Annotated in this window: 20 protein-coding genes and 1 pseudogene; 15 read left to right on the top strand and 6 right to left on the bottom strand. The window is 71.9% G+C overall.

Annotated elements, in window-relative coordinates; translation table 11 throughout:
* Nucleotides 1-165 precede the first annotated feature (165 nt).
* The 3 genes from ACFYQQ_RS19800 (at nucleotide 166) to ACFYQQ_RS19790 (ending at nucleotide 2706) form a co-directional block, all read left to right on the top strand.
* The gene (locus ACFYQQ_RS19800) at nucleotides 166-813 is read left to right on the top strand and encodes a helix-turn-helix domain-containing protein (RefSeq protein ID WP_356241151.1); all 648 of its coding nucleotides are present in this window, start codon (nucleotides 166-168) and stop codon (nucleotides 811-813) included.
* Nucleotides 814-1041: 228 nt separating this feature from the next.
* Nucleotides 1042-1524 carry a GNAT family N-acetyltransferase gene (locus tag ACFYQQ_RS19795; protein WP_355794280.1) on the top strand — a complete coding sequence of 161 codons (483 nt, stop codon included), beginning with the start codon at nucleotides 1042-1044 and terminating at the stop codon, nucleotides 1522-1524.
* Between the two features lie 285 nt (nucleotides 1525-1809).
* The gene (locus tag ACFYQQ_RS19790; protein WP_388904886.1) at nucleotides 1810-2706 is read left to right on the top strand and encodes a GNAT family N-acetyltransferase; all 897 of its coding nucleotides are present in this window, start codon (nucleotides 1810-1812) and stop codon (nucleotides 2704-2706) included.
* Between the two features lie 134 nt (nucleotides 2707-2840).
* On the opposite strand, the gene ACFYQQ_RS19785 is transcribed toward ACFYQQ_RS19790, so the two are convergent.
* Complete coding sequence (locus ACFYQQ_RS19785; RefSeq protein WP_355793209.1) at nucleotides 2841-3350, bottom strand: GNAT family N-acetyltransferase; 510 nt, start codon at nucleotides 3348-3350, stop codon at nucleotides 2841-2843.
* An 87-nt stretch (nucleotides 3351-3437) separates the two neighbouring features.
* Nucleotides 3438-4217, bottom strand: a complete 780-nt coding sequence (locus ACFYQQ_RS19780; protein ID WP_355793211.1) for an SDR family oxidoreductase — start codon at nucleotides 4215-4217, stop codon at nucleotides 3438-3440.
* Nucleotides 4218-4512: 295 nt separating this feature from the next.
* Here ACFYQQ_RS19780 and ACFYQQ_RS19775 point away from each other — a divergent pair, with 295 nt between their 5' ends.
* Nucleotides 4513-5367 carry a class II glutamine amidotransferase gene (locus ACFYQQ_RS19775; RefSeq protein ID WP_355793213.1) on the top strand — a complete coding sequence of 285 codons (855 nt, stop codon included), beginning with the start codon at nucleotides 4513-4515 and terminating at the stop codon, nucleotides 5365-5367.
* Between the two features lie 59 nt (nucleotides 5368-5426).
* Here ACFYQQ_RS19775 and ACFYQQ_RS19770 read toward each other — a convergent pair whose 3' ends face one another.
* Nucleotides 5427-6095, bottom strand: coding sequence for a TetR/AcrR family transcriptional regulator (locus ACFYQQ_RS19770; RefSeq protein ID WP_388904885.1), 669 nt, complete (start codon nucleotides 6093-6095; stop codon nucleotides 5427-5429).
* A 141-nt stretch (nucleotides 6096-6236) separates the two neighbouring features.
* Between ACFYQQ_RS19770 and ACFYQQ_RS19765 the strand changes: the two genes are divergently transcribed.
* The 5 genes from ACFYQQ_RS19765 (at nucleotide 6237) to ACFYQQ_RS19745 (ending at nucleotide 13093) form a co-directional block, all read left to right on the top strand.
* Complete coding sequence (locus ACFYQQ_RS19765; protein ID WP_388904884.1) at nucleotides 6237-7385, top strand: FAD-dependent oxidoreductase; 1149 nt, start codon at nucleotides 6237-6239, stop codon at nucleotides 7383-7385.
* 159 nt (nucleotides 7386-7544) lie between these two features.
* On the top strand, nucleotides 7545-10265 hold the full coding sequence (locus tag ACFYQQ_RS19760; protein WP_388904883.1) for a LuxR C-terminal-related transcriptional regulator: 2721 nt from the start codon (nucleotides 7545-7547) through the stop codon (nucleotides 10263-10265).
* A gap of 334 nt (nucleotides 10266-10599) precedes the next feature.
* Complete coding sequence (locus tag ACFYQQ_RS19755; protein ID WP_355794102.1) at nucleotides 10600-12228, top strand: MFS transporter; 1629 nt, start codon at nucleotides 10600-10602, stop codon at nucleotides 12226-12228.
* Between the two features lie 15 nt (nucleotides 12229-12243).
* The gene (locus tag ACFYQQ_RS19750) at nucleotides 12244-12765 is read left to right on the top strand and encodes a hypothetical protein (protein ID WP_356169923.1); all 522 of its coding nucleotides are present in this window, start codon (nucleotides 12244-12246) and stop codon (nucleotides 12763-12765) included.
* A 130-nt stretch (nucleotides 12766-12895) separates the two neighbouring features.
* Nucleotides 12896-13093, top strand: coding sequence for a hypothetical protein (locus ACFYQQ_RS19745; RefSeq protein WP_355788727.1), 198 nt, complete (start codon nucleotides 12896-12898; stop codon nucleotides 13091-13093).
* A 328-nt stretch (nucleotides 13094-13421) separates the two neighbouring features.
* Here ACFYQQ_RS19745 and ACFYQQ_RS19740 read toward each other — a convergent pair whose 3' ends face one another.
* A complete protein-coding gene (locus tag ACFYQQ_RS19740) occupies nucleotides 13422-14831 on the bottom strand; it encodes a DUF2252 domain-containing protein (RefSeq protein ID WP_356169920.1) in 1410 nt (469 codons plus the stop codon).
* Between the two features lie 492 nt (nucleotides 14832-15323).
* Between ACFYQQ_RS19740 and ACFYQQ_RS19735 the strand changes: the two genes are divergently transcribed.
* From ACFYQQ_RS19735 to ACFYQQ_RS19710, 6 genes are all read left to right on the top strand, one after another.
* Nucleotides 15324-15986 carry a DUF308 domain-containing protein gene (locus ACFYQQ_RS19735; protein ID WP_355794462.1) on the top strand — a complete coding sequence of 221 codons (663 nt, stop codon included), beginning with the start codon at nucleotides 15324-15326 and terminating at the stop codon, nucleotides 15984-15986.
* A 76-nt stretch (nucleotides 15987-16062) separates the two neighbouring features.
* Entirely contained in the window at nucleotides 16063-17064 is a 1002-nt protein-coding gene (locus tag ACFYQQ_RS19730) for a hypothetical protein (protein WP_355794461.1), read from the top strand.
* Nucleotides 17065-17109: 45 nt separating this feature from the next.
* Nucleotides 17110-18003, top strand: a complete 894-nt coding sequence (locus ACFYQQ_RS19725; protein WP_356169914.1) for a YhjD/YihY/BrkB family envelope integrity protein — start codon at nucleotides 17110-17112, stop codon at nucleotides 18001-18003.
* Between the two features lie 48 nt (nucleotides 18004-18051).
* Nucleotides 18052-18522, top strand: coding sequence for an SHOCT domain-containing protein (locus tag ACFYQQ_RS19720; RefSeq protein WP_356169911.1), 471 nt, complete (start codon nucleotides 18052-18054; stop codon nucleotides 18520-18522).
* A 35-nt stretch (nucleotides 18523-18557) separates the two neighbouring features.
* A complete protein-coding gene (locus ACFYQQ_RS19715) occupies nucleotides 18558-18983 on the top strand; it encodes a hypothetical protein (RefSeq protein WP_388904882.1) in 426 nt (141 codons plus the stop codon).
* Nucleotides 18984-19050: 67 nt separating this feature from the next.
* The gene (locus ACFYQQ_RS19710) at nucleotides 19051-20403 is read left to right on the top strand and encodes a diacylglycerol/lipid kinase family protein (protein WP_388904881.1); all 1353 of its coding nucleotides are present in this window, start codon (nucleotides 19051-19053) and stop codon (nucleotides 20401-20403) included.
* A 147-nt stretch (nucleotides 20404-20550) separates the two neighbouring features.
* Here ACFYQQ_RS19710 and ACFYQQ_RS19705 read toward each other — a convergent pair.
* A pseudogene (locus tag ACFYQQ_RS19705) lies at nucleotides 20551-20757 on the bottom strand (hypothetical protein); the annotation flags it as partial.
* A gap of 123 nt (nucleotides 20758-20880) precedes the next feature.
* On the bottom strand, nucleotides 20881-21177 hold the full coding sequence (locus ACFYQQ_RS19700; protein WP_388904880.1) for a DUF6234 family protein: 297 nt from the start codon (nucleotides 21175-21177) through the stop codon (nucleotides 20881-20883).
* Nucleotides 21178-21494 lie beyond the last annotated feature (317 nt).

Genomic DNA, 21494 nt, shown 5'->3' with positions numbered 1-21494 from the left:
TTGGCAGGGGCATGCCAAAGAGCGGGCGAGACCGCGGCGGTTACTCGCTGGTTACTTACGTTAGAGTAAGTTCGCGTGTCACTCAGTGACAAGACGTCTGCATGCGTCATCTTGCGGCGGCTTCGCTATGCTGCGGCGACCAGAGACCGAGGGCGGGGAGCGAGCGTGCGCAGGACGCCATCCGTGGACCACGGGCAGCCTGCGGCACCGGACGACAGGCCGTCGCTCGCCCAACGGCGCAGGTCCGCCCTCCGCTTCGACATCGCCCGTGAGGCCGTCCACCTGTTCACCACGCAGGGCGTCGGCGCAACGACGGGCGAGCAGATCGCCCAGGCGGTCGGCGTCTCCGCCCGCACGCTGTGGCGGCACTTCCCCACCAAGGAGAGCTGCGTACTGCCGCTGCTCACCGCGGGCCTCGACTTCGCCATGGACCAACTGCGGTACTGGCCGACGGACATGAGCCTGCTGGACTTCTTCGAGGACCTCTGCGGGAACGGTGAGATGCCGCCGGCCGCCCCCGTCATCCTCGACCTGATCCGGATGACCTCCACCGACCCGGCACTCCGCGCCGTCTGGCTCCAGGCGCACGACGACGCACTGCCCGTCCTCGCGACGATGCTCGCCCGGCGATCCGGCGCGGACGTCGACGACCTGCGAGTGAAGGTCCACGCCGCGACCCTCAACGGGGCACTGCGCGCCGTCGCCGAGGACTTCGCACGGCGGTACGGGGACGACCCGGACGCGGCCGGCAACGAGATCACCGCCTGCCTCCTCGCCGCCCTGCACGCTGCGTCGGAAGGGCTCCCCTACTGACGCCGAGGTGTCGGGGATGAACCGCGACGCAGGGACCGTCACCGGCAGCCGGAGCCGAACCCGCGCCGCGTGAACGTGATCGCGACTGCGGCGCGAGACGCGAACCGCGTCCCACAACGGGCCCCTTGCCGTGCCGGACCACTCAGGGCGCGGCGCCTGCACGCCCTCCGGGACGCGGCCGACAGAAATTCAGGCGCGGCCGAGGCGAGACCACGCGAAACTTGCCGCATGACCACAGACTTCCGTGTACGCCGGGCTGAGGCGGCCGACGCTCCCGAACTGGCGCGGTTGCGCTGGGCGTTCAAGCAGGAGGACTACGAAGCGGACCACGAGGTCGACGCCCCCGCCCCGGTTCACTCCGCGAGGGAGGCCGAGCAGTGGATCCGGGAACGGCTGGGCGACGGACGGTGGTTGGCCTGGGTGGCCGAAAGCGACGGAGTGGCCCGGGGGCACGTCTTCCTCAACCTCGTGGAACGAGTGCCCGAGGCCTATGAGGACAACACACCCCTCGGTTACGTGACGAACTTCTACGTGACCCCCGGGTTCCGCGACCGCGGGTGCGGTGCCGCACTGCTCGACGCCCTGCGCCGGCACGCACGGGCCACGGGCATGGACGTGCTCGTGGTCTGGCCGTCCGAGCGCAGCGCCCCGCTCTACCGACGGGCGGGGTTCCGGCCCCCGGAGGAGCTGCTGGAGGCGCGGGACAGCTGAGACGGTGATTCCGAACCCTTCCAGTCACCGCTGCCGACGGGTCGGGGGCGTCTGCGGCGGCCGAGCACCGGTCAGCCAAGGGAAGGAGACCGGGACGCGACCGTCGTCAAAAACCGGTGGCCCCGGCTCGCCGTGGGCCGTAAGGTGGGCGCACGCCCTGAGACGGACGGAAGGAGGCGAGTGCCATGCAGTTCACAACGACCCAGCGCTCCCTTTCCGTTGCCCCGGCGTGGCTCGTCTGATCCGACCGGGAGCGCTTCACACGGCATTCTTCCCGGAGGACTCATGACCGACACGGTCATCCACGCGCTCGACGAGCGCGACGCACATCTCTTCGACACCCTGCCCGACCCGCTGAACACGCGAGAGGCACACCGGCGCACCCGCTTCCGCACCGACTGGAAGCGCGTGGCCCTGCGCGACGGAAAGGTCGTCGCCCGTGCCGCCTGGTGGGGTGGCCCCGACGACACCACACCGCTGACCGTCAACTGGTTCGACGTGGCCGAGGGCGAGGAGAAGGCCGGAGCCGAACTCCTGCGCAGCGCACCCTGGCAGGTCGAACTCGAGATGAACCTGCCCGCCGGCTGGTGCGAGGACCCCGCCCTGCGCACCGCCGCCGAGACACGGTTCACCGCCGCACGGGCGGCGGGATACGAACTCCTGGTGGAGCGCTTCCTGTACCGCTGGACACCCGACTGCGGGCTGCCCGAACGCCCCGGCCGCCTGGAGTTCCGCTCCGAACCGGACGACGCGGTCTTCTTCGACGCGCTGCGCAGCATCCACTCCGTGACGTTGGACGCCCACGCCCTGCGAGCCATCCGCGAAGGCGGCATCGACAAGGCCGCCCAGGAGGAACTCGACTTCTTCAACTGGTGCCCGTCGCCTCGGGAGTGGTGGCAGATCGCTCACACTCCGCAAGGGGAGCCGGTGGGCATCCACATCCCGGCGCGCAACCCGTCGGGCCCTTGCGTCGGATTCATCGGGGTGCTGCCGGAGCAGCGGGGCCGCGGGTACGCCTATGACCTGCTCGCGGAGTGCACCCACTTCCTGGTCGAGCAAGGCGCGGACTTCGTGTCCGCGGCGACGGACCAGGGCAACTTCCCGATGGCCGCCAACTTCGCCAAGGCGGGCTACCCGGTAGTGCGGGAGCGGCTCAACTTCGACTTGGCCGACGCCGGTTGAGACAGCGCACCGTACCGGCCGGGGCTCGCGCCCCCTGCCGGTACGGGCGCGACCCGGGATCACGTACCCGCCATCGCCCGTCACACCGTCCTGGGCCACGGCAAGCGCATCACCTCCGCCGCGCCTGCGTGGGACTACAAGCCCTTCACCGCGTGCACCATGCAGACGAGCCGGTCGCGGTCGTCCCAGGACTCGGTGATGGTGAACCCGAGCCGCTCGTACAGTGCGATGGCCCCGGTACGCCACTCCCACACCGACAGCCGCACCAGGCCCACGCCGAGGTCTGCGGCGTACGTCAGCGCGGCGCCGACCAGGTCGGAGGCCACGCCCCTCCCCCGGAACGCCGGGTCCGTCCAGAGCCTCTTGATCTCGCAGTGCCCGTCGACGGGAGCGGTCACGACCAGACAGCCCACCGCGGTGGCACCGCTGAACGCCAGCAACACGGCGTCGTCCGCGAAAACGGCCTCAGGACGGACCAGTTCGGCGCGGTAGCGGTCCGGCAGCTCGTCCACGCCGCCGGCGGCCTCACCCTTCTCGGCCTGCGTCCGCAGGTGGTAGGCGGCCAGCAGCTCGGACAGCCCGTCACGGGCGGAGAGGTCCCTGCCAGGCCGGCGGACGACCACCACAGCGTCTTGCGTGTTCATGCGGTGAGCATCGCACGACGCGGGACAGGCGCCCCGCGGCACCCATCGCTCGCTGTACGGCCGGACGGCACCGGCGTCGGCCCCGGCTCAGTGCACGGAGAGGCCACCGTCGACGAAGATCGACTGACCGGTGACGTAGCCGGACGCCTGACCGGCCAGGAACACCGCGGCGCCGGCGAAGTCCTGGGCCAGACCGTTGCGCCCGGCCATCGTGCGCTCCGCGAGCGCCGCCACCTTCTCCGGGTCGGACGACAGGCGTTCGTTGAGCGGCGTCATGACGAAGCCGGGCACGAGCGTGTTGCAGGTGACGCCGTGCCGCGACCAGGCCTCCGCCTGTGACCGGGCCAAGGACTCCAGCGCCCCCTTGGAGACGCCGTAGGCGCCGCTCTGGACGAACGCCCGGTGCGCCTGCTGCGAGGTGATGTGGATGATCCGGCCGAATCCGCGCTCGGCCATACCGGGCCCGAACCGCTGGCCGAGCAGATAGGGCGCCTCCAGGTTCACCGCCATGGTGGTGTCCCACACCTCGTCGGTCAGCTCGTCCATCGGCGGCCGCAGGTTGACCCCGGCGCTGTTGACGAGAATGTCGGGCTCGCCGAACACCTCGGCCGCCTGTTCCGCCGCCGCGCGCACGCCCTCGCGGGTGCCCAGATCTGCGCTCACCCAGGCCGCCCGGCATCCCTCCGCCGTCAACTCGTCGACGGTGGCCGTCAGTTCGCGTTCCTTGCGCGCCACGACCACCACGCTCGCACCGGCCCTGGCGAGCGCTCCCGCGATGGCTCTGCCGATACCGGAACTCCCTCCGGTCACGACGGCGACCCGGCCGTCCAGCGAGAAGAGTTCGGAGAGGTAGGCGCTCGATGTCATGTCCGAACCCTAGACGCGAGGGCCATGACGGAATCGCCAGGGGCGGAGGTCCAGAAAGCGCGCCCGCCACACCCTCTCCCGGCGCTCCCACCAGGCACTGCCCGATCCGGCCTTGTCCGTGTGCCGCGCCCGGACGCCGTCCCCGTAAGGCCGCCCCTGTCCCCCCTGTCTCCGGGCCAGAACAAAGGGCGTCCCGGCGTGCCGTCGGCGCACGGCCGGGCGATACTGGGGACTACTCGTCCGACGGCGCCTCTCCTGTGACGGGCCGTTGATCCCAGCAGCGGAGGGATCCAAGATGTGCCGCTGGATCGCCTACTCGGGCACTCCTGTCCTGCTCAGCCAGGTGCTGTTCAAGCCGACCCACTCCCTGATCGACCAGAGTCTGCACTCCCGCATGGGGGTGGAGACGACCAACGGCGACGGTTTCGGCCTCGGCTGGTACACCCTGGACACGGGCGCGACCCCGGCCATCGTGCGGGACGTGGGCCCGGCGTGGAACAACCGCAATCTGCGGGAGGTCGCCCATCACGTCCGCTCGGGCCTCTTCTTCGCCCACATCCGGGCGGCGACCGGGACGGCCGTGCAGCAGTCCAACTGCCACCCCTTCCGGCACGACCGCTGGATGTGGATGCACAACGGGATGATCAACGGTTTCCGTCTCCTCCGGCGTGATCTCGCCGTGGCCGTCGATCCGGAGCTGTACCCCGACATCGAGGGGTCCACCGACTCCGAGCTCATGTTCTACCTCGCCCTCACCTTCGGCCTCACGGAGGACCCACCCGGGGCGGTGGCCCGTATGGCGGCCCTCGTCGAGCGAACGGGCCACGCGCACGGCGTCGAGAATCCCCTCCAGATGACCGTCGCGGTGGCGGACGGCGAGCGGCTGTGGGCGTTCCGCTACTCCAGCGAAGGGCGGTCACGCTCGCTGTACTTCAGCACGAGGGTGGACACCCTGCGCTCCCTCCACCCCGACGTCGGGTTCCTCCGTGAGGTCTCGGAGGAGACGCGTCTCGTCGTGTCGGAACCGCTGGGCGACCTCCCGGGCGCCTGGAACGAGGTCCCGGAGCACAGTTACGTCCTCGTCCAGCCGGGTCACGACGTGATCCGCAGCTTCCGTCCCGAGTTCGAGGGCGACCCGGCCCGAAGCTGAGGAGCGGGCACGGACAGGCGCCGGACCACGGACGTCCGGAGGCCTCCGGAGGAACCGGGCTACGGGCGCGCGGTGATCCCCGCGAGGATGAGGTCGATGCCGGCCGCGAACTCTGCCCGGTCGTCGTGCCGGCGGAGGCGCTCGGCGACGTGCCGGGTGAACGGGTAGCGGTCGGGGTCGAGTGCCTCCCACGCGGTCGCCGTGGCGTCGAGGAACTCGGTGCGGTCCGTGCCCGGCCGCACCGTGCGCGCGTTCGCGGCGTTCTGGCCCGCCACTCCGAGGATGTAGTTCAGCAGCGCGGACGCCGCGGTGAACTGGGCCTCGTCCGGCACCCCGAGCGCCTGGACCTGTCGTCCGAGGCTTTCGAAGACCTGGAGCATGGGCGGCTGCGACGGTGAACTGGCGAGTTGCGTGCCGACCCAGGGATGGGCGTCGATCGCGTCGAACAGGCCCAGTGCGAGGGCGCGGATCGTCTCCTGCGGGGTCGCGGCAGTGTCTCCGACGGTGGTGGCTCCGATGACGGCGTCGGTTGCGGCACCGAGGAGCTCGGCCTTGCCCGTGACGTGCCAGTAGATCGCCCCGGGGCCGGTCGCGAGCCGCTCGGCCAGCGCGCGGAAGGTGAGACCGCCCTCCCCCACCATGTCGAGGAGTTCCACGGCGGTGGTGACGATGCGCTCGCGGGAGAGCGGTTCCTGCCGTCGGTCCGGACGGCGCGTCCTGGTTGCCATGCCGCCATCGTAGACGCTCTGGAACATTGTTCCAGCTTGACAGGTGATGGAACGGTGTTCCACTCTGGGCGTGCTGGAACGTCGTTCCAGACTCCCTCGGTCGGCGCTCGCCCCGGGGTCCGCGATCACGGAGGAAGCACCATGACCACGCACGTCACGATCGTCGGAGCGGGGCTCGGCGGGCTGACGCTGGCCCGCGTCCTGCACGTCCACGGCATCCCGGCGACGGTGTACGAGGCAGAGGCGTCACCGGCCGCGCGTGCCCAGGGCGGCATGCTCGACATCCACGACCACGACGGACAGCGGGCTCTCAAGGCCGCAGGCCTGTACGACCGGTTCCTCGACCTCATCCACGAGGGCGGTCAAGCGATCCGCGTGCTCGACCGGCACGCGACCGTGCTGTTCGACCGGCCCGACGACGGCTCGGGCGGGCGGCCCGAGGTGCTCCGCGGCCGGCTGCGGCAGCTGCTTCTCGACTCGCTGCCCGCCGGCACGGTCGCCTGGGGGCACAAGGTCACCGTGGCCCGGTCTCTGGGCGACGGCCGGCACGAGCTCACCTTCGCCGACGGCTCGAAGGTGACGAGCGGCCTCCTGGTCGGCGCGGACGGCGCGTGGTCACGGGTCCGCCCCCTGCTGTCCGCGGCGCGACCCGAGTACGCCGGCACGGTGTTCGTCGAGACCTACCTGTTCGACAGCGACGAACGCCACCCCGCCAGCGCCGGGGCGGTCGGAGAGGGCTCCATGTTCGCGCTCGCACCGGGCAAGGGAATCGCCGCCCACCGGGAGCCGGACGGCGTCCTGCACACCTACGTCCAGCTCAACAAACCGCGTGAGTGGATCGACGACATCGACTTCACCGACGCCGCCGGAGCCGCGGCCCGGGTCGCCGAGGAGTTCCCCGGATGGGCACCCGAACTCACCGCGCTCATCACCGACGGCGAGACCGCTCCGGTCGCCCGGATCCTGCACTCACTGCCGGGCGACCACCGGTGGGAGCATGTCCCGGGCGTCACCCTGCTCGGTGACGCCGCCCACCTCATGCTGCCCTCCGGCGAGGGCGCCAACATCGCCATGCTCGACGGCGCGGAACTCGCCGACGCCATAGCCGCCCACCCCGACGACACCGAGGCGGCGCTCACCGCGTACGAGGAAGCGCTGTTCCCCCGCAGTGCCGAGGCGGCCGCCGAGGCCGCCGCCCTTCTCCCCCTCTACCTCGACGAGAACGCGCCGCACAGCCTGGTCGACATGTTCACCGGCGCCCGGCAGGGCGGCGACCCGGCAGGTACCTGACGCACGGCCGGAAAGCGCTCGCGTACACGCCCGGAGGGCGCCGCCTACCACCCCAGTACCGATCTTGCACGTCGCGCGCGGGGGCGGGAGGGCTGGGATGCTGGATCCGAGAGCACTGCCCCGTGACACGACTCCGACGGACAGTGGTGGTGAGCGCCCGTGGCGGAGACCTCCGAGCATGCTTCGGGAGCGGCCGACCCGGGCGCCCCGTGGCTCGATCTTCCGGGAGAACCCCTTCTCCGTACGCGGATCACCGTGCCGACAGGACCGGCCACGTTCCTGCGGCGGCAGCGACTCGTCGATCATCTCGACGAAGCCCTCCGGACGCCGTTGACGCTGGTCAACGGTCCGGCCGGAGCGGGCAAGACCCTGCTGGCCGCCGACTGGGCCGCCGGACTGCGGCAGCCGGTCGCCTGGCTGTCCGCGGAGGCGGAGGACCGGCGTCCCGGAGTGTTCTGGGCCTACGTGCTGCAAGCCCTGCGCGCTGGCGGGGCGCCGGTGTCCGCAGCGGTGGGGGTTCCGGCCGAGGCGGGCCGGGTGGACCAGCGGCTGCTGTCGGCGCTCGCCGCCGAGCTGAACGGCCGTGCCGGACCCGTCGTCGTGATGATCGACGAGTACGACCGTGTGACGGACCCGGAGATCGCGGAGCAGCTGGAGTTCGTCCTGCATCACGCGGGGCAGGGCCTGCGTCTGGTCCTGGTGACCCGGACCGAACCCCTCCTGCCCCTGCACCGCTACCGGGCGGCGGACGAGCTGACGGAGATCCGCGCCGCCGAGCTCGCCTTCACGCCGGAGGAGACGGTGGCGCTGCTGGAGCTGCACGGACTGACTCTGCCGGTGCCGGCCGCGAGCGCCCTGGTGGATCGCACCCGCGGCTGGGCGGCCGGTCTGCGCCTGTGTGCCCTGGCCGCAGGGGAGACCGAGGATCCGGAGAGGTATCTGAAGGAGTTCGAGGCGGACCGGAGCACGGTCGCGGACTTCCTGCTCGCCGAAGTGCTCAAGCGGCAGACGGCGGAGACCCAGGACCTGCTGCTGCGCGTCAGCGTCCTGGACCGCTTCTGTCCCGGCCTGGCGGACGCCCTGACCCTGCGGAGCGACGCCGAGCCCATCCTCGACGGACTGCACCGCGGGAACGCGTTCGTCGAGCGTCTGGGGCACTCGTGGTATCGGCTGCACCCGCTGTTCGGGGAGATACTCCGCGCCCATCTGCGGGTGCGCATGCCCGGCCTGGAGCCGGAACTCCACCGGCGCGCCGCACGCTGGCTGCGCCGCCGGGGGACGCTCACGGAGACCCTCGCCCACGGCGCGGCCTCGGGCGACTGGGAGTTCACCGCCGAAGCCCTCGTCGACGACCTGGCGATCGGGCAGTTCTTCACCGGTCTGCGCTCCGGCGAACTCGACCACGTCTTCTCCGAGTTGGACCCCGGGACCGCCGGCCCCGCCACCGATCTGGTGCGGGCGGCCCGCGACCTGTCCCGGGGCGAAGCCGAACGCGGACTGCACCACCTGCGCCGCGCGCAGGAGCGGCTGGCCGCCGCGGGACCCGACGCCGCGTCCGCCCGGCTGAGCTGCGCCCTGCTGCAGACGCTGGCCGCCCGGCTGACCGGCGCGCCCGACGACGCCGAGGCGGCCGCCGAGACGGCCGGCGCACTCCGGCGGGAGGTCCCGGGTCCACTGCTGGACGGGCATCCCGAACTCATGGCGCTCCTGCGGACCCATCTGGGCTCGGCCCGCCTGTGGGCCGGACGGTTCGAGGACGCGCGCGCGGTGCTGGCCCAGGTGGCGGGCACGCCGGGCGGGGCGCCCACCGTGCTCCCGCGTGAGGAGGCGGTCGGGCACCTGGCTCTGATCGACCACCTCCACGGCTGGATCGGCCGGGCGGAGCGCAAGGCCCTGACGGGAGCCCCCGAACCGCAGCGGTCCGGTCCGCCTCGCCAGGACCCCTCGTCCGGGCCGCCCCGACAGGACCCGTCCGGCGCCGGCTCCGCCCTCGGGCTGCTGGTGCTGGCCGCCGTGGCCATCGAGCGCGATGAGCTGGGCCGGGCCCAGGGACTCCTCGACGAGACGGCCCGGCTCCCCCTCATCGGGCAGGACCCGGTGACGGCGGCGGGACGAGCCGTCGTCGAGGCTCGCCTTCTGCTGGCCCGGGGCAAGGCCCGCGCCGCCGTGGAGGTGGTGGACCCGGGCGTGTCCACCGCCGTGCCCTCGCCCTGGGCGGACGGCTGCGCGGCACTGGTCGTCTCCGCCGCCCACCTGTCGGAGGGGCACCCGGAGAGCGCGGTCGAGGTACTCGAAGACGTGTCCGCCGATCAGCCGGCCTGCGCGGTCGAGGCGGCACGGATGTTCCTCGCCGCGGCCCGTCCCGAGAGGGCGCTCGCCCTGCTCGACGCGATCCCCACCACGGGCCGCACCGGTCCGGCCGTGACCGTCCGGGCAGCGCTGGTCAAGGCCCGGGCGGCGCAGGAGGCGGGCGACGGCGCCACCGCCCGCCGGCTCGTCGCGCAGGCGCTTCTCGACGCCCGGCGTGAGCGGCTGCGGCGTCCCTTCCTCGATGCCGGTCCATGGCTACGGCCCATGCTGGCCACCGCGCCGCTGCACGACCTTGCCGCGGACTGGCTGGCCCCCGGTCCGTCGCGACGGAGCACGCCGGCCGCCGCCGAGGACGAGCGGCCCCCGGCGCTCGTCGCCGAGGAGTTGAGCGGACGCGAGCGCGACGTCCTGGAACGGCTGGCCAGGATGATGTCCACCGAGGAGATCGCCGCGGACCTCTACGTGTCCGTGAACACGGTGAAGACCCACCTCAAGAGCGTCTACCGGAAACTGGCCGTGAACCGGCGCAACGAGGCGGTGCGCCGCGCCCGCGAGCTCGGGCTGATGTGAACCGCCCGCGCCGACGACCCCGGCCGGGGCGTCCGGCGTAGGCATCAGGTGCGGGCGGCCGCGGGCGCGAGCCGCCGCCTCCGGGCGACCGAAATGAACTCCTTCCCTTGGGCCGTGTGGCCGAGGCCCGCATCCGATGGCGCGAGAGACTTCCGGACGCCGCGCCGGCCCGATTACCGCACGGCCCCGCCCGATCCCCTCGCCCTCCCCCGTGGCGGGTGAGGCGCTGGGCGGGCCGTTCGGCTGCGATGGGAGGGCGGCAGCGCACGCGTGGGCCGCCGCCCGGCGCATTCCGCCGGCAGCACGGCCGACTCGGTGAGGCGAGGTGGACACCTTGAAGCACTGGCGCGCTCTGATCGTCCTGGGTACGGCCCAGTTCCTGATGGTCCTGGACACGTCCGTCATGAACGTCTCGATCAGCCAGCTGGTCGAGGACTTCGACACCGAGGTCACCGCCATCCAGGCCGTCATCACGCTGTACGCGCTGGTGATGGCCGCCTTCATGATCATCGGCGGCAGGTTCGGTGACATCCTGGGGCGCCGCCGCGTCTTCCTTCTCGGTCTCACCGTCTACGCCGTCGGATCGGCCCTGACCGCCGTGGCACCCACGCTGTGGGTCCTCACCCTGGGCTGGTCCGTCATCGAAGGACTCGGCGCCGCCATGGTGCTGCCCGCCATGGCCGCCCTCATCGCGGAGTCGTACCGAGGACGGGACCGGGCCGTCGCCTACGCGGTGGTCGGCGGGCTCGCCGGTGCGGGAATCGCGGTCGGCCCCCTGCTGGGCGGCTGGGTGACGACGTACCTCACCTGGCGGCTGGTCTTCGTCGGTGAAGTCGTGGTCGTGCTGGCCGTCCTGCTGTGCCGCGGGGTGATCCCGCGCACCGACCCGACCGGCCCGCGACCGCGGCTGGACGGGATCGGCGCGGTGCTCTCCGCGGCCGGACTGGGGCTGTGCGTGCTCGGCGTGCTGCAGAGCAGCACCTGGGGATGGGTGCAGCCCCGCAATCCGCCCTTCACCGTCCTCGGCTTCGCCCCGACGCTGTTCGTCGTCGCCGCCGGAGCCGCCGTCCTCACCTTCTTCCGGTACTGGGAACGACGGCGGGACGAACAGGGCGCCGATCCCCTCGTCCATCTGTCCCTGCTGAGCAGACCGGTGCTGCGCTCCGGCCTGATGACGCTGCTGAGCCAGAACCTCATCCTGCTCGGACTGTTCTTCGCCATCCCGCTGTACCTCCAGGTGGTGCAGGGGTTCGACGCCTTCCAGACGGGGCTGCGGCTGCTCCCGGTGTCCGCCACCATGCTGGTGACCTCCCTGTGCGGTTCCGCGCTGGGAAGGGTGATGGGACCGCGCCGGGTGGTCCGGCTGGCCCTGCTGACTCTCACGGCGGCCGTCGTATGGCTACTGGCCACCATCGAGCCGGAGATCGACGACGCCCAGTTCGCCGGCGCGATGGCGCTGCTCGGCGTGGGTGTCGGCCTGCTCGCCTCGCAGCTCGGCAACGTCGTCCAGTCCAGCGTCGGCGAGAAGGAGCGCAGCGAGGTCGGAGGGCTCCAGTTCACCGCACAGAACCTGGGCTCCGCTCTGGGAACCGCGCTCATCGGGTCGATCCTCATCGGCGCGCTGGGCCACGCCGTCACCAGCAAGGTCGAGGACGACCCGCGGCTGTCTGCGCAGGCACGCGAGGGGGTCAGCGTGGCCCTGGAGGCCGGAGTCTCCTTCGTCCCGACCGAAGAGGTCCGCACGGCGGCCGAACGCGAGGGACTGCCGCCTTCGGAGGTCGACGCCATCGCGGAGTCCTACGCCGACGCGCAGCTCGACGGGCTGAAGGCGGCGATCCTCGCCACGGGCGGCATCACCCTCGCCAGTTTCCTCGTCACCCCGCATCTGCCGGCGGGCCGCGAGCGCCGTCCCTCGCGGCCGAAGAGCGGAGCCCCGGCCGGCGTCACAGGATCGACGCGCTGAACCCCTGGAGGACCGATGTCCCGGACCCCGAGCCCCGCCGAGGAGCGGACGACACCGACCGAGCGCCGGACGCGTGCCGACTACACGGGCGGCGTCTACGGCTCCATGCTCGCGGCCTCCGTGGTGATCGGCGCCGGCACTCTCGGCTCGTTCCCGCGCACGGAACTGGTGCTGCTGCTGTTGCTCACCGGCGTGGTGTTCTGGGTGGCGCACGTCCACGCGCAGTTGTTCGGCGCGCGTCTGGCGCAGCAGGCCCTGGACCGCAGAGCGGTACTGCACGTCTGCCGCGAGGAGTGGCCGATCGTCAAGGCGGCCGTTCCGCCCGCCGCCGCGGTGGCCGTGAGCCCGCTCCTGGGGCTGGACGTGCAGGGTGCCGTCTGGCTGGCCCTGTCCGTCGCGGTGGCCGGGCAGGTGGGCTGGTCCGTGGCCGCGGCCCGCCGGGCCGGTGCCTCGCGGCGTCTCATGGCGAGCACCGCCTCGGTCAACCTGGTGCTGGGGCTGCTGATCATCACCTTCAAGATCGTCCTGAAGCATTGACGCCCTTCGACCTCCGCGCCGTGCCCGGCGGGTCACCTGTACCGGGTGATGGCCGGTCCGGCGCGAAGGAGCACGATCGCAGGGAAGGGCGCCGTCCGCCTGCCCCACGCCGCCCAGGGGAGAGCAAGCCATGCGCTACGAGATTCGCGTCGAGGGAGACCTGTCGGACACGCTGGCCGAGGCGTTCCCGGAGCTCGGTCACGTGGTGATGTCCGGCCAGACGCTCCTGTTCGGCCCCGTCGTGGACGACGCGCACCTGTTCGGGCTGCTGGCCCGCTGCCAGTCGCTGGGGTTGCGCGTCCTGGAGATGCGGCAGTTGCCGGAGTGACGGAACGGATGATCCTGCTGACACCGGGTGTCCCGGGAATTCGGCTGGGGTGAGTCCGCCTCCGTCCGGGTGGGGATGCGGGCGGCGATCACACGGGGTTTCACGCTGACGAGAAGCGAGCCGGCGGTCCTTGGAGGCCGGCGCGGGTAGTCAGCACAGACACAGCGCAGGTGACGCGATGAGGAAGGCCCCCGACGAGGGGGCCTCCGACGAAGCGGACAGAGGGGCGGCGGAGCCGGAACCAGGGCTACGGCGCGGGGAGTTCGGGTCGGCGGAGCTGGAACAAGGGCTACAGCGTGCGGAGTTCGGGTCGGCGGAAGCCCGCCTCTCAGAGACTCTCCGCCGTGATCCGCCCGGAACGGCGCGCCGCTCCCAGCGCCTCGAAGTCCCGCTCGTTCTGGTCGGCGTAGGACTGGGCGAAGACGGTGAGCGCCCTGTCGAAGCGGTCGCTGCCGCCCAGGTACGCGGCGATCGCGACGGGGTCGCCGGAGCGGGCGTGGGCACGGGCCAGCGAGGCCCCGCACAGCCGAGCGAAGAGGGAGAGCAGGCCGGGGTCCATCGTCTCCGGCTGTGCGATGCCCTTCCAGTCCCGCAGTTGACGCACGTAGAAGTCCCGGTCCTGCCCGTCCAGGCCCGTGACGTGTGTCCATCCCAGGAAGATGTCGCTGGTCGTCTGGATCAGGCGCTGGCCGGTCACCACCCGGCGGCCCTGGTTGTCGTAGCCGTCCCCGCCCGTGTGGGCCGCAAGGACCGACTCCTGGGCCTCCTTGGCCTGCAGCAGCAGGGGGTCGTCGTCGTCCCTGCCGAGCAGCAGCAGGATCCAGCAGCGGGTGCCCACGCTTCCGACGCCCACGACCTTCCGGGCCATGTCCACGAGCCGGTAGTGACGCAGCAGGTGACGGCGTTCGGACGGCAGGGTCCGCGCGTATCCGCCCACCAGACCGCGCAGTTGCTCCTCGCGCCCGACCTCGGCACGGTCGTCCCGCAACTGGTCGAGCGGCGTGATCAGCGGTGGGTCCGGGGCGATGCGCCGGCCGTCGACCGTGACCCGGGTCAGCTTCTCGAACGCCTGGATGTTGGTCCGCGTGCGCGCCCGCTCCGTCGCCCGGGCCGTACGGCGCCTGGCCTCCTTGTCCATCGAGGAGGCCAGCAACTGGCGCATCCGGTCGGTGTCGTCCTGCGCGTACCAGATGTCCAGGGTGCGCATGCCGGCGAACTCGCGCATCCGTTCCCGGTACGCGCTCACGCAGGCGCGCACCGCTCTGTTCTGCTCCTTGAGCGAGAAGCCGTTGGCTCGACTCGCCGTCACGAAGCTCGCCGCCAGCCGCTTGACGTCCCACTCGAAGGGGCCGGGCAGGGTCTCGTCGAAGTCGTTGATGTCGAAGACCAGATGACGTTCCGGCGACGCGAGGAGCCGGAAGTTGAGCAGGTGCGCGTCCCCGCAGAGCTGCACCCACAGTCCCGTGCTGGGCAGGGCCGCGAGGTCGCCCGCCATGATGGCCGCCGCCCCGCGGTAGAAGCGGAACGGCGACTCCAGCATGCGGCCGTAGCGGATCGGCACCAACTCCCGCACACGGTCGGCGGACTGGCGCTCGACCACCTCCACAGGGTCGGTCCGCCGCTCGTCGGCCTCGAACCAGCCATGACTCGATCGCGAGGCGCGTGAGCGTGCGCTCCTGCCGTGAGCCGCTCGCTCGGCCTCGGGCAGGGACGCGGTGAAGTGGTTCGGTACGGTCATGGTCCGGCCTCCCGGTTCGGCGTCCTGGCGTCGGGGACGGCACCCGGCACGGTCCCCCGGCGCCGGTGAGGCAGCAGCGTCCGGGAAGCGCCCGTGTGCATGCGCGCGGCTCCGTCCCGGAGAGGTGGCCCGCCGGCCGTCCGCGGCCTCGTCATGGCGCGCACCTCCCGGGAGGTACGCGCTGATGCCACGGAGCCGCCGCGGGTACGGGCAGTCGCCCCGTGCCCGCGGTGCGGTGGCTCCGGCGGCCTGTGCCGGTCCGTTCCGGGTTCGCTCATGCCATGGCTCTTCGTTCCGTCCGACGTGCTGCTTGCGTTCACCGCGGGTCCGGCGAACACGTCCGGGTCCCAGCTCACACCGCGGCGCGGTCCGCCGGATCACCCGCGGCGGGTGACCCGACGGGCGGGCGGCACGGGGGACGCTGAGGCGGTCAGGTCCCCGCGCACCGTCCAGCCGGCGGTCCGGTAGCGACCTGCTCGGCGAGGAGGAGCCATGACCATGCCGCGTGATCCGGCGCCGCCCACCGGACCGGAGATCCTCACCGACGGGCCGGCCCCACGCCCGGCCGGCAACCCCGTCGACGTACTGGCACAGCTGGGACGCTCGTGGACCTGGATCCTGTGTTCGGCGATCGCGACCCTGGTGCCAGGTGTCCTGGTCCTGGTCTGGCCGGACGAGACCCTGCACGTCCTGGCCGTCCTCGTCGGCCTGTACCTGCTGGCCGCCGGAGTGTTCCGCTTCGTGGCCGTCTTCGGCCGGGAGGAGTCCGGGGAACGGCTGCCCGGGCTGCTCATGGCGGTGCTGTACCTCCTCGCCGGAGTGCTGTGCCTGCGCAACCCGCTGCAGACCATCGCCGCCCTGTCCCTGATCGTCGGCGTCGTATGGCTGGCCTCCGGCGTCCTGACCCTCTACACGGCCATCGCCGCCAAGGACCTCCCCCACCGCGGCGTCGTCGTGGGTGTCGCGGTGCTCGCCATCGTCGCGGGCATCGTGGTCCTGGCCCTGCCGACCGAATCCGCCCGCGCCCTGACCCGGCTCCTCGGGCTGTGGCTCGTCCTGCTCGGCCTGGCCGAAGCGGCCGTCGCCCTGGCCTGGCGGGCCGCGCTCCGCAGGGCCGGCGTACCGGGCGCGCACGCCTCCGGTGCGAGGACCTGACCGCGGCCCGGCCCGTGGGAGCCGCCGGTCGAGGGGCTCGCGGCGACCCGCTCACCGCACGAGGAGGGGAGCACGCATGAACCCGGCCTCACCGAGCCCCGAGGACCGCGCGCCCACCCACCCCCTGACGGCCGCGGAACGCGCGGAGTACGAACGCCTGCGTCGGCACGCGGGTGTACGGCACCGCCGGGTGCGCCGGGCCGGCGCGTCGGTCCTGCCGCTCCTGACGCTGCTGCTCGCGCCGCTGGCCGTGGTCGCCGCCTGGGTCCAGGACTTGGTCACGGACACCGACCGGTACGTGCAGACCGTCGCGCCGCCGGCGTCCGAACCCTCGGTGCAGAAGGTCGTCACCGACCGCCTCTCCGACCGCGTCGTCGCGGATGTGGACGTCAAAGCCGTTACGGACTCCCTCGCCAAGGCCCTCCAGGACGCCGGGGCACAACCCCGCGTCGTGGACGGCGCCGAGGCACTCACCGGCCCTCTGCGGTCCGCGGTCACAGAGGTCGTCGACCGCACAGTGAGCCGCGTGATCACCAGCGACGTCTTCCAGCAGGCCTGGGAGGGCGTTAACCGGCGGGCGCACGGCGCAGTGGTGGGCATGCTCACCGGTGACCGGAGCGGCGTCGTGAGCGCGGAGGGCGACACGGTCCGCCTGGACGTCGGCGAGGTCGTCGACGAGGTGCGCCAGCGTTTTGTCGACGCCGGCTTCGGCAAGGCCACCGCCATCCCCGACACCGACCGCACGATCACCCTGTTCGAGACGGAGAAGCTGAACAAGGCGCAGGACACGATGCGGCTGCTCGACGTCGTCGGCACGTGGGTGCCCGTGGTGACCCTCGTACTCGCCGCGCTCGCCGTCTGGACGACGCCGTACCACCGGCTGATGATGCTCACGAAGTGGGTGTCCGCCGGCCTCATCGCGGCGGGAGCCCTGGCGCTGCTGCGGTGGAACCACCCCTCGGTGGGCGCGGTCGCGCTCATCGTCTGCCTGGTCCTCGCCGCCCTGATCCTGGCGGCGGTCCTCGCGGCCGCGGCGGGTCCGACCGCCGGCGAGAAGCACCGACCGGCGGCCACGTGAGCCATGGTCAGGAAACCAGGCCCCGTTCCGGCAAACCGTAGACGCATGGCGGTGGAGCGGGTCGCGGCGGGCCTGCGGTCCGGTCAGGCGGCACGGCTGCTGACCCGCCTGTCGGCGCTCAACGTCGTGGAGGGCGCCGTGCGGCTGGCGGCGCAGGCCTTCATCACCGCGCTGCCGCTGCTGATGACCGTCGCGGCGTTCGCCCCCGCGGGCGTGCAGGACCTGCTGGCCGACTCCGTGCGTACGGTTCTCGGAGTGCGCGGCGACACCCTCGACGAGGTGCGTCGCGCCTTCGCCGCCACCGGCACGACACGCGACGCGGTCGGCGCCCTGGGTGTGATCGTCACGCTGGTGTCGGCCACGGCCTTCAGCCGGGCGCTCCAAGCGGTGTGCGAGCGGTGCTGGCACCTGCCACGCGCGCCGATCCGCGCCGCGGTCTGGCGCTGGCTGCTGTGGCTGGTGGTCTGGCTGGCCGTCCTCCTCGTCCAGGCGCCGCTGCGCAGCGGCTTCGGCGGCCGTGCGGTCATCGGGTGGGTGCTGGCGCTGCTGTCGGCGACGCTGCTGTGGTGGTGGTCCCAGCACCTGCTGCTCGGCGGCCGGATCGGCTGGCGGAACCTGCTGCCGGGAGCGCTGCTGGCGGGCACGGGCACCGTGGTGCTGAGCTGGGCCGCCGCCCTGTTCATGCCCACGGCCGTGGAACGCAGCCTGCGGGAGTTCGGCCCGCTGGGGCCCGTCTTCACGGTCCTGTCCTGGCTGATCGCCGTGTTCCTCGTGGCGGTCTCCGGCCTCGCGCTGGGCGAGTACGTGGCCTCCTCGGACTGGTACCGCGCCGCGTCCGCGTCCTGGCACCGTCCCGGCGGTGGGGACGCGGGCCGTCGGGCGCACCCGGAGTCACCCGCGCCGGGTGAGGTCGACAGGCACCCGCCGAGGCCACGCTGAGAACACCACACAGGTCGGCCGGCGGAGGCGCCGGGAACGGAGGGCGAGATGAGCGCGCAGACGTACCTGGCGTACGACTATCCCTTGCTGAGCGTCTTCTGGAGCATGTTCGTGTTCTTCCTGTGGATCATGTGGTTCATCCTGCTGTTCCGCGTGGTCATCGACATCTTCCGTGATGACGCGATGAGCGGATGGGCGAAGACGGGCTGGCTGGTCCTCACCGTCCTGCTGCCCTTCCTGGGCGTCTTCATCTACGTCATCGCACGCGGCAAGAACATGGGCCGTCGCGAGATGGCCCAGGCACGCGCACAGCAGGCCGACTTCGACGCCTACATCAGGCAGGCGGCGGGCACCACGCCCGGGACCGGCAGCGTCGACGAGCTCGCCCGGCTGGCCGAGATCCGCGACCGCGGAGCCATCACGGACGAGGAGTTCCGCAGGGCGAAGGAACTGGTGCTGTCGGGACACGGTCCGTCCCAGCACCCAGGCGGCGCGACAGCCGCAGGCTCCGCACGCTGAGCAGGTGTCCGACGACACGAAAACGAGGCAGCGGTATGAGCGCGACACACACACGGCAGGCCGACCCGAGGAAGCAGGCGTGGGCAGGCGGACTGACGGTCTTCGCGGGCGTCATGCTCATGATCGTCGGAGTGCTCGACATCCTCCGGGGCGTCATGGCCATCGCCGAGGACGACATCTTCCTCACCACACGCAACTACGTCTTCGAGTTCGACCTGACCGGCTGGGGCTGGATCCACCTGGTACTGGGCGCGCTGGCCGTCGTCGTCAGCCTCGGGCTGGTTCGGGCCACGATGTGGGCCCGCGTCGCCGGCGTGGTGATCGCCGGATTCGTCATCATCGCCAACTTCCTCTCCGTGCCGTACTACCCGGTCTGGTCGGTCGTGATGATCGCGATCTCGGGGTTCGTCATCTGGGCCCTGTGCGCGGTACGCGGGGACGACCACCTCGACTCGGCCTGACGGCACGCGCTCGCCGGGCGGCCGCGGACAGGAAGGGCGCGCACGTGGAACGAACGGCACGGTTCCCATGAACAGTCCACGCACGGCCGGGACTTCGCGGCACCGAGGTGCCGGATGGGCTCGCCTCGCACTGCTCGCCCTGCTGGCCGCCGTCCTGGTGCCGCTCGTCACCGCCGGCCTGCGCAGCGTGCTGTGGCTGCTGGTCGGTCTCGCCGGGCTGGCACTCGGTGTCGCCGGTGTGTGGTGGGCCCTCGCCCACACCGGCGTGGCCCGCGTCCTCGGAGTCGCCCTGTCACTGGCCGCGCCCGCCGCCGTGCTCGCTCTGTACGCGGCGGCCGGCATCCTGTGGGCCGCCTTCCTGTCGCTGGGCCTGTGGGCACTCGCCGCCACGGCCGCGCGTGTCGCCCTGGCACCGGGGCGCGACGCGACCGGACACCTGGTGACCGAGCCCGCACGCCATCCCTGGATTCTCATGAACCCGCGCTCGGGCGGCGGCAAGGTGGGCCGCTTCCACCTCGTGGAGAAGGCCCGGGAGGCGGGCTGCCGCGTGACCCTGCTGGAGGGCGTCCAGGACGTGTCCGAGCTGGCGCGGCAGGCCGTCGCCGACGGTGCCGACCTGCTGGCGGTGGCGGGCGGCGACGGAACCCAGGCCCTGGTGGCCGAGGTCGCCGCCCAGCACGATCTGCCGTTCGTGGTGGTGCCCGTGGGTACCCGCAACCACTTCGCCCTCGACCTCGGACTGGACCGCGACGACCCGCCCCGAGCTCTGGAGGCCCTGACCGACGCCGTGGAACTCCGCGTCGACCTCGGTTACGCCGCGGACCGCGTCTTCGTGAACAACGCCTCCTTCGGGACGTACGCGTCCGTGGTCGCCGACCCCGAGTACCGCGACGCGAAGACGCAGACGATCCTGCGCGCCCTGCCCGGTCTCCTCACCGGCGCCGACGCACCCCGGCTGCGGATGCGGGCCGGACGGACACGCTCCGAGGGGCTCCAGGCACTGCTCGTCAGCAACAACCCGTACGGGCGTGCCGTCGACGCGGCCCACCCCGGACGCAGGAAGCGGCTGGACTCGGGACAGCTGGGCGTGGTGTGCGTACGAGTCGACAACGCCGCCCAGGCGGCGACCCTGGTGCGCGGACCGCGCGCCGGCGGCACGGAGGGACTCATCCGCCTCAACGCCGAGGAAGTCGTCGTCGAGTCGGACACCGGCACCCTCCCGGTCGGCATCGACGGCGAGCACACCGTGCTGCCCGCACCGGTCGTGTGCCGCAGCGCCCCCGGAGCACTCAGGGTCCGCGTGCCACGCCATCGCCCCGGCACGCCACGGAGCGCCGCGGAGACCGACTGGCGACGCGTTACGAGGCTGGCCCTGGAACGCCCACTCGGAGACCGCGGCCGGCACGCCGAGACGACGTGAGGGGCGGTGTCCCTCAGCAGCGGTTGAGCACCGACTGCGCCACCCTCCACGCCGCCCCACATTTCAAGCCGCTACCGTCCGGACGCCTACGCGACGCGGCAACAACTCAACCAAGGCGAATGAACGAGCGGCCAACGGTCGTGCCGTTCAACCGAGTTGGGCCGCCCAAGCGCCCAACACGTCGAAATCCTCATCGACGAGGCCGCTTCGGGGGTCCACTCGGTGAAGCAGGGCCGGACCGTCATGGTGGTCCAGCACCCAGGTGCGGTCGGCCTCGGTGATCTCGTCGTCGATCCATGCGAACACCCGGCCTTTCGCCCACGCGACGATCGCGGGCGTCTTCCAGAACACGCCGTCAGCTTGTTCTTTATGGTCGCCGGTGGCTGACCGCGACAGTTCGCGGGGGTTGAGTGTGCATGGCTGCCCCAGTTGCAGCGTGTGTCTGGCTTTGTGCTTCGGCGTCCGCCGTTGTGGGTCCTACCGGTCGGGCACGTGGTTCGAAGGCATCCCGGCCCTCGTTGGTAGCGGAGGTGGGTGGGCACGCTCGTGCTGGTCGTGCCAGGCAGCGATGGTGAAAAACAGTGCAACGGCTGCCACGACTAGTTGGACCGCTCCTGCGAACGGATGCGCCGAGCGCAGGAAGATGAAGGCGATCACCAGCACGCCTAGTGTGAACCCGCCGAGCCAGAGGATCGGAACCCAGTCCATCGGGGGTGCGGCGGTTTGCTCTTCCACACGGCCCCATCCACGGATGACCGACGTCAGCCCCAGCAAAAGGCGACCGGGATCTCGATGAGCAGCACGATCAGGCTTATGCAGCCACCCGTGAACCCGTCGCCCCGCGAGTCTGAAGACTTTCCAGCGCGACAATCGTTCCCCGGTAAGCGCGGTATACGCGATCTCGGCTCGAAGGTCATGGTCCCACGCTCGTACGTCACGCCGGGCGCTGCATCACGGTTGACCAGGCCGAGACCGAGTCGTGGCCGAGCTGAGCGTCTCTCAGAGCCCCGACCCTCGAACTGCAGATCAAACACTCGCTCGTACGAGGATTCTGGGGACGTGAACACGGCCTCCGTCTGATCCTGTGCTCC

Origin of the sequence: Streptomyces sp. NPDC005496, from assembly GCF_042872045.1 — a bacterium.
Classification (GTDB): domain Bacteria; phylum Actinomycetota; class Actinomycetes; order Streptomycetales; family Streptomycetaceae; genus Streptomyces.
The sequence above is the reverse complement of the archived record's forward strand: the minus strand, read 5'-3'. Positions and strand labels throughout refer to the sequence as shown.